Genomic DNA, 6,283 nt, shown 5'->3' on the forward strand with positions numbered 1-6,283 from the left:
GTACGGCATGATGACCGCCTCGGCGGGTGACGCTATCAATCAATAACCCGGATGGGCCAGACTCGCGTGCACTCGCTCCGGCAGGCTATTTACCCACGCGCCCTAACGGCAGGTCGGGATATGTTTCACTTTGATCGTGAGTGCCCGATAAATCGGGTCATTACGATGTCGTGACCTATCTCAATCAGCTGTCAATGCACTGAAACAGGAGCCATCTCGTTCTGCACAATGGCGGCGCGGGCAAGATTGCCATCGGTTGCGATCGCCATCGGGGTTCCGTTCGCGGAAAATACCCCGAATGCGGGTCCGTTGGGCGTCATGATCGGGCGAACATAGGCGATCTGTTCCAGGCCAAGTTCGGCCAGTTGGGCTTCGGTCATGTGGTGAGGATCGAAAAATGCCCGGAGAGGAAACGCATCGGTCGAGCCATCGTGAGTTTTCACGTTCATCGCTGTTACTCCTGTTCACGGTCGCGCTCGGCGATCCGCCTTTTCACGGCACTCGGATCCAAGCCATTGGTATCGAGCGATCGGGCGGTGCCGAACCCGGCCTGGCTGGAAGCGCCTTTTTTAATGGCGATCGTTTTGATCTTTGCATCGGGCAACGGGCGTACCAGATCGATATGCAGCAACCCATTATCCAGCCACGCTCCTTTCACCTCGATACCCTCTGCCAGAACGAACGCCCGTTGAAACTGCCGTGCGGCAATTCCGCGGTGCAGGAAGATCCGACCCTGGGTTTCGTCATTCTGACGACCACGTATGACCAACTGGTTATCTTCCTGGGTGATCTGCAGATCATCCATGATAAATCCGGCGACAGCGATCGTGATTCGCAGACTGGTGGTGCTCAACTGCTCAATATTATACGGCGGATAACCCTCCGATGAGGTTTTTGCCGCACGCTCTATAATCTGCTCAAGGTGATCGAACCCTAGAAACAATGGTGACGTAAAGACTCTCGACGACATGGCCTCCTCCTTTCGAGCAAGACATACGGAGCCCAACAGGCACTCCGATGCATTAGAATTGGGCATATTTATCCGAATTTGCAAGCGCCGATTGATCGGGGGGCGGCGTGGAGATAAAGTAGGCGGATGAACGAAGCTGCTGTCCTGCTGCAGGATAATTTACCGTCTATTCTGATTGTGCCCGATAAACGGCTGCGGACGGTGGCGCGGAGGGTGACGGCGGGCGAGCGTGACGAGGTTCAGCGACTAGCTTCGGGCATGTTCGCGGCGATGTATCGGGCACCCGGGATTGGTTTGGCCGCACCGCAGATTGGTGTGTCGCTCCGTTTGGTGGTGCTGGATCTGATGCCGGATGGCGAGCCGTCCCCAATGGTTATGATCAATCCGGAGATCACCCGGGTCAGTCATCAGCTGATGGCCAGGGAAGAGGGCTGTCTGTCGTTGCCGGGACAATATGCGGAAGTGACGCGCCCCGGCGGTATTACCGTAACATTCGAGGATATTGCCGGGAAGCGGCACGTGGTCGATGCGGAGGGTTTATTGGCGGCCTGCATTCAGCACGAGATCGATCATCTCGATGGGATTTTATTCGTAGATCATTTGTCGGCGCTTAAACGCAATATTCTGCTCCGCAAGCTCGCCAAGGAGCAGCGGGATAAGCTTGGCACGGCAAAGCCGGCCCGCTGATGAAGCTCGCCTTCATGGGGTCACCGGATTTTGCGGTGCCGGTACTGCGAGCTTTATGCGCTGCCGGGCATGAGGTTGCGGTTGTTTATTGTCAATCTCCCAAACCGGCCGGACGTGGCCGGCAGATGGCGAAATGCGCCGTTCATCGAGCCGCGGAGGATCTGGGGATTCCGGTGCGAACACCGCTTCGCCTGCGAGATAATGTGGGCGAAGTGGACTATCTCCGATCGCTTGACCTCGATATTGGCGTTATTGTGGCTTTCGGGCTGATTCTGCCACCTGCCGTCCTCTCGGCGCCGCGAGGTGGTTGCCTGAATATCCATGCGAGCCTGTTGCCCCGATGGCGTGGGGCAGCGCCGATTCAAGCGGCGATATTGGCGGGTGATCAACAGACCGGCGTGACCATCATGCAGATGGATGCCGGGCTGGATACGGGGCCGATGCTATTGGCCGAAACGATTGGGATCGGGTCGAAAGATACCGCGGCGATTTTACAGGACCGGCTTTCAGCGCTCGGAGCGCGGCTGATCCTGGCGGCTCTGGCGGGAAACTGGCCGCCCCGAGCCCAGCCTGAGGGTGGGACGTACGCGCCGAAATTATCCCGTGCGGACGCGGTGATCGACTGGGCGGAGCCCGCGGCGGCGATTGAACGCCGGATTCGGGCATTCACGCCATGGCCGGGAACCGAGACGCGTCTGGAGGGGCAGGTATTGAAGATTATTGCCGCTGATGTGGTCGAGGGCGCCGGCGCACCTGGAATTGTCCTGGATGATCGATTGACGATCGCGTGCGGAGATCAGGCGTTGCGACCACTTCGAGTGCAGCGTGCCGGAAGGGCCGCGATGGATGTGGCCGCGTTTTTGCGCGGTTATGTCGTTGCGCCGGGAACACGTCTCGGGTGACGCGGTTTGTGTTGAAGCTCGAATATGATGGCCGCGGATTTGTCGGCTGGCAGCGGCAGTCCAATGGCTTGTCGGTGCAACAGGTTCTGGAGCAGGCGGCCGCACATCTGTGTCGAGGTGTTGTGCCGCCGAGTGTGGCGGCTGGGCGGACCGACTCGGGTGTGCATGCTGCGGGGCAGGTTGTGCATATCGATTTGCGGGACGGGTTGACGACGCGCGCCGTGCGGGATGCGCTCAATTACTATCTACAACCTCATTCCGTTGTGGTGACAGCGGTCGGGATTGTTGATGATCCCGGGTGGAGCGCGCGATTTTCGGCGATTGGGCGCGAGTATCGCTATGAAATTCTGAACCGGTCGGTGCGCCCGGCACTTGCGGCGGGGTTTGTCTGGCATGTGAAGGAACCGCTTGATGCCGCGACGATGCAACGGGCATCGATGGCACTGGTTGGTCGGCATGATTTCACAAGTTTTCGGGCCGTAGCATGTCAGGCACCGTCGCCGGTACGGACCATCGATCGGATCAGCGTCAACCGGTCGGGAGAGCGAATTGTGATCGAGGTTTCGGCGCGGAGTTTTTTGCATCATCAGGTTCGTAATATTGTCGGCTCACTGAAGCTGGTTGGTGTGGGTTATTGGCCGGAAACTAGGATTGCCGAGGTACTGGCCGCCCGTGATCGGTCCGCTGCTGGTCCCACGGCACCGGCCGGCGGGCTCACCTTGATCGAGGTGCGCTATCCGCAAGACCCTTTTGCGGGCCAGAATTGAGTCCAGCTTGGCTTGTTCTGTTGCTTCAGGCGGTCAATATCGTCTAGACGCACATTCGAACTAAATTTGTTTCGTCACTACGACAGGAGAGCGATATAGCCAGACTACCTGCTCCGCCGACCCCGCCTAGCCGCGAAGGGCCGCGCGTCAATGAGGATATTCGTGTGCCGCAGGTCCGATTGATCGACCAGGACGGTGAGATGATGGGGGTTCTGACCACAAGGGAGGCACAGCGTCGTGCAACCGAGGTTGGACTCGATCTGGTCGAGATCAGTCCGAATGCTGATCCACCGGTGTGCAAGCTGCTTGATTATGGTAAGTTCAAATACGAGCAGCAGAAAAAAAAGAACGAAGCTCGTAAGAAGCAAAAAGTCATCGAGATCAAGGAGATTAAAGTCCGCCCAAATATCGATGAAAATGATTATCAGGTTAAGCTACGGGCGATGAAGACGTTCATCGGCGAGGGCGACAAGGTAAAAGTGACATTGCGGTTTCGTGGACGGGAAATGGCCCATCAGGAACTTGGCGTGAAGGTGCTCGAGCGGATTAAAATTGACATGGAATCTGAAACCAAGGTCGAGCAGATGCCAAAGATGGAAAACCGTCAGATGGTGATGGTGCTAAGCCCGCGGTAATCGGTGCCGGATCCGAGCCGGTGATCGGGTTTGTGACGGGTTTGGAGGCCGAGGTCCGGTTGCTGGATGGGTTGGGTGTCCTGGCGGCAGCGGGCGGCGGAACGCCGCAGGGTGCCTTCGCCGCTGCGCTTCGTTTGGTGTCATGTGGAGCGTCCGCACTGGTCAGCTATGGCTTGGCGGGTGGGCTTGATCCATCGCTTCGGCCCGGAGCCCTCGTGGTGCCGAATTATGTCGTCGACCATGATTTCACCTATCGATGTGATGCGGCACTGCTTGCGAATTTGGGTGGAGCGACGGTCGAACGCGTGATCGGTGCCGATTCGATCGCGGTGACCGCGGTGGCCAAGGCAGATTTGTTTGACGCGAGCGGGGCGGCCGCAGTTGATTTGGAGTCGGTGAGCGTTGCACGTGCCGCTGAGGGATGCGGCGTTCCGTTTGCCGTGATGCGGGCGGTGGCTGATCCGGCATGGCGTGATTTGCCGCCGGCGAGCCTGATCGCCATTGATTCCGATGGACGTATAGCGCTGCGTAGGGTGATCGGCAGCGTTGTACGACAGCCAAGCCAGATTTTTGGGTTAATCAGGCTGGCGGGTGATGCAGCAGCAGCACGACGAACGCTGTTGCGCCAGGCAAGATTTAGATTTTCAGGGTGAGCAGAACGGGGACATGGTCAGATCCTCGCGGCCAATCGCGAGCGTCGGTTAATATCCGATAAGCCGACAGGGTCGGCTCCAGATCGCGCGAAACCCAGATGTGGTCGAGACGGCGACCCCGGTTCGACGCGCGCCAGTCACGGTTGCGGTAGGACCACCACGTGTAAAGTTTTTTGTCTGGTGGAACGAAATGGCGAATGGCATCAACGAAGCCGTGGTCGCGCCACATATCAAGGCCGGTGGTTTCCTCTGGTGTATGGCTGACGATGCCCAGAAGTTGTTTGTGATTCCAGACATCGTTCTCCATCGGCGCGATGTTGAGGTCGCCGACCAGAATGGCGCGGTGTGGCGGGTATTCGGCAAAGTAGCGGCTGGCCTCGGCGATGAAATCGAGCTTGTGTGCAAATTTGATGTTGGTCGCGCGGTCAGGCACGTCTCCACCGGCCGGGACGTAGAAATTATGGATCACGATGGGCTGTCCGCCGGGTTCCACACTGGCAGCGATATGGCGGCTATCGGCTCTGCTGCACCAGTCCGGGGTGGCGTCCATCAGGGTCAATGGCAGCCGTGACAGGATGGCGACGCCATTATAGCCCTTCATACCGCGCTTCAATACGTGGGGTAGGCCCAGTCGTTCACCTAGGTCGGCGGGAAAATCAGGGTCGGGAGTTTTAGTCTCCTGCAAGCACACCACATCGGGCGAGGCGTCGGTCATCAGTGTGGACAATAGATCCTGCCTGAGGCGCACCGAATTGATGTTCCAGGTCGCGATAGTCAGGGTGCTGGTCATGCGAGTGTGAAGCTGATGGAACCGACCCCATCAATCGACCCGGTGATCGTATCGCCTCGTTCGATCGCGCCAACGCCGTCGGGTGTGCCGGTGAAGATCAGATCTCCGGGCTTTAGTACCACGAGATTGGATAGAAATGCGATGATGTCGGGGACCGGCCAGATCATATCCGCCAGATCGCCGTTCTGGCGTTGAGTGCCGTTCACCGACAGGGTGATCCGGCCGTTGGTTGGGTGACCGGTTTGGGTGGCTGGCGTGATAGCCCCGATCGGGGCGGAGGCATCGAAGCCCTTGCTCATATCCCATGGGCGGCGCAGGGATTTTGCTTCATCCTGGAGATCGCGTCGCGTCAGATCGACGCCAGCAGCATAACCAAGGACATGTTCAAGTGCGTTCGAGACCGGGATTGCAGAGCCACCACGCCCGATGGCGACGACGAGTTCCATTTCGAAGTGAAGAGATTTTGTGGCTGTGGGATACGGGACCGACGCTGTCGTGATGATCGCGTCGGCCGGTTTGGTGAAGAAGAACGGGGGCTCCCGGTCAGGATCCGCGCCCATTTCTCGCGCATGGGCGGCGTAATTGCGCCCAACGCAAAAAATCCGGCGGACCGGAAAGCGACCGCCGCCGACAACGGCGACCATTGGAATTACAACAGGTTCAATGACCAGATCAGACATTTCGCATCCCTCATGACGGTTGGCTTCGCGAGGCTCAAACAGGATCGATTTACATCGTCCATGCGCCAATTTATGTTTGGAGAGCAAGTTCATCGCTGTCGGCTGATGTAAGGACATAAGCGCATCAATCGCAAGCGATCTTGCCCTAGAGCGTTATGCTTTCAGCTTAACGCTCTAGCTCTATATTTTTTCGAGCGAT

The 6,283-nt window shown here is 58.1% G+C and carries 9 protein-coding genes; 5 read left to right on the plus strand and 4 right to left on the minus strand.

The window, feature by feature from the left end:
• Positions 1-191: 191 nt before the first annotated feature.
• Positions 192-449: a DUF1150 family protein gene (locus tag ACP5E6_RS15400; protein WP_265637527.1), complete on the minus strand. Its 258-nt coding sequence runs from the start codon at positions 447-449 to the stop codon at positions 192-194.
• Between the two features lie 5 nt (positions 450-454).
• On the minus strand, positions 455-970 hold the full coding sequence (locus tag ACP5E6_RS15405; protein WP_427955488.1) for an Hsp20 family protein: 516 nt from the start codon (positions 968-970) through the stop codon (positions 455-457).
• 126 nt (positions 971-1,096) lie between these two features.
• Between ACP5E6_RS15405 and def the strand changes: the two genes are divergently transcribed.
• The 5 genes from def (at position 1,097) to ACP5E6_RS15430 (ending at position 4,614) form a co-directional block, all read left to right on the plus strand.
• Entirely contained in the window at positions 1,097-1,657 is a 561-nt protein-coding gene (gene def, locus ACP5E6_RS15410; RefSeq protein WP_427955474.1) for a peptide deformylase, read from the plus strand.
• On the plus strand, positions 1,657-2,559 hold the full coding sequence (fmt, locus tag ACP5E6_RS15415) for a methionyl-tRNA formyltransferase (protein ID WP_427955477.1): 903 nt from the start codon (positions 1,657-1,659) through the stop codon (positions 2,557-2,559). Before def ends, fmt begins: the two co-directional genes overlap by 1 nt.
• Entirely contained in the window at positions 2,556-3,326 is a 771-nt protein-coding gene (gene truA, locus ACP5E6_RS15420) for a tRNA pseudouridine(38-40) synthase TruA (protein ID WP_427955479.1), read from the plus strand. The genes fmt and truA overlap by 4 nt, the downstream gene beginning before the upstream one ends.
• A gap of 95 nt (positions 3,327-3,421) precedes the next feature.
• Complete coding sequence (gene infC / locus ACP5E6_RS15425) at positions 3,422-3,961, plus strand: translation initiation factor IF-3 (protein WP_427955490.1); 540 nt, start codon at positions 3,422-3,424, stop codon at positions 3,959-3,961.
• A gap of 20 nt (positions 3,962-3,981) precedes the next feature.
• Positions 3,982-4,614 carry a hypothetical protein gene (locus ACP5E6_RS15430; RefSeq protein ID WP_427955481.1) on the plus strand — a complete coding sequence of 211 codons (633 nt, stop codon included), beginning with the start codon at positions 3,982-3,984 and terminating at the stop codon, positions 4,612-4,614.
• On the opposite strand, the gene ACP5E6_RS15435 is transcribed toward ACP5E6_RS15430, so the two are convergent.
• Both ACP5E6_RS15435 and ACP5E6_RS15440 read right to left on the minus strand, forming a co-directional pair.
• A complete protein-coding gene (locus ACP5E6_RS15435; RefSeq protein ID WP_427955483.1) occupies positions 4,598-5,404 on the minus strand; it encodes an exodeoxyribonuclease III in 807 nt (268 codons plus the stop codon). The two genes, ACP5E6_RS15430 and ACP5E6_RS15435, sit on opposite strands and share 17 nt — an antisense overlap.
• Positions 5,401-6,084 (minus strand): fumarylacetoacetate hydrolase family protein, encoded by a 684-nt coding sequence (locus tag ACP5E6_RS15440; protein ID WP_427955486.1) that lies wholly within the window; start codon positions 6,082-6,084, stop codon positions 5,401-5,403. The genes ACP5E6_RS15435 and ACP5E6_RS15440 overlap by 4 nt, the downstream gene beginning before the upstream one ends.
• Positions 6,085-6,283: the final 199 nt, after the last annotated feature.

This window comes from Acidiphilium sp., from assembly GCF_049977125.1.
Taxonomy (GTDB): Bacteria; Pseudomonadota; Alphaproteobacteria; order Acetobacterales; family Acetobacteraceae; genus Acidiphilium.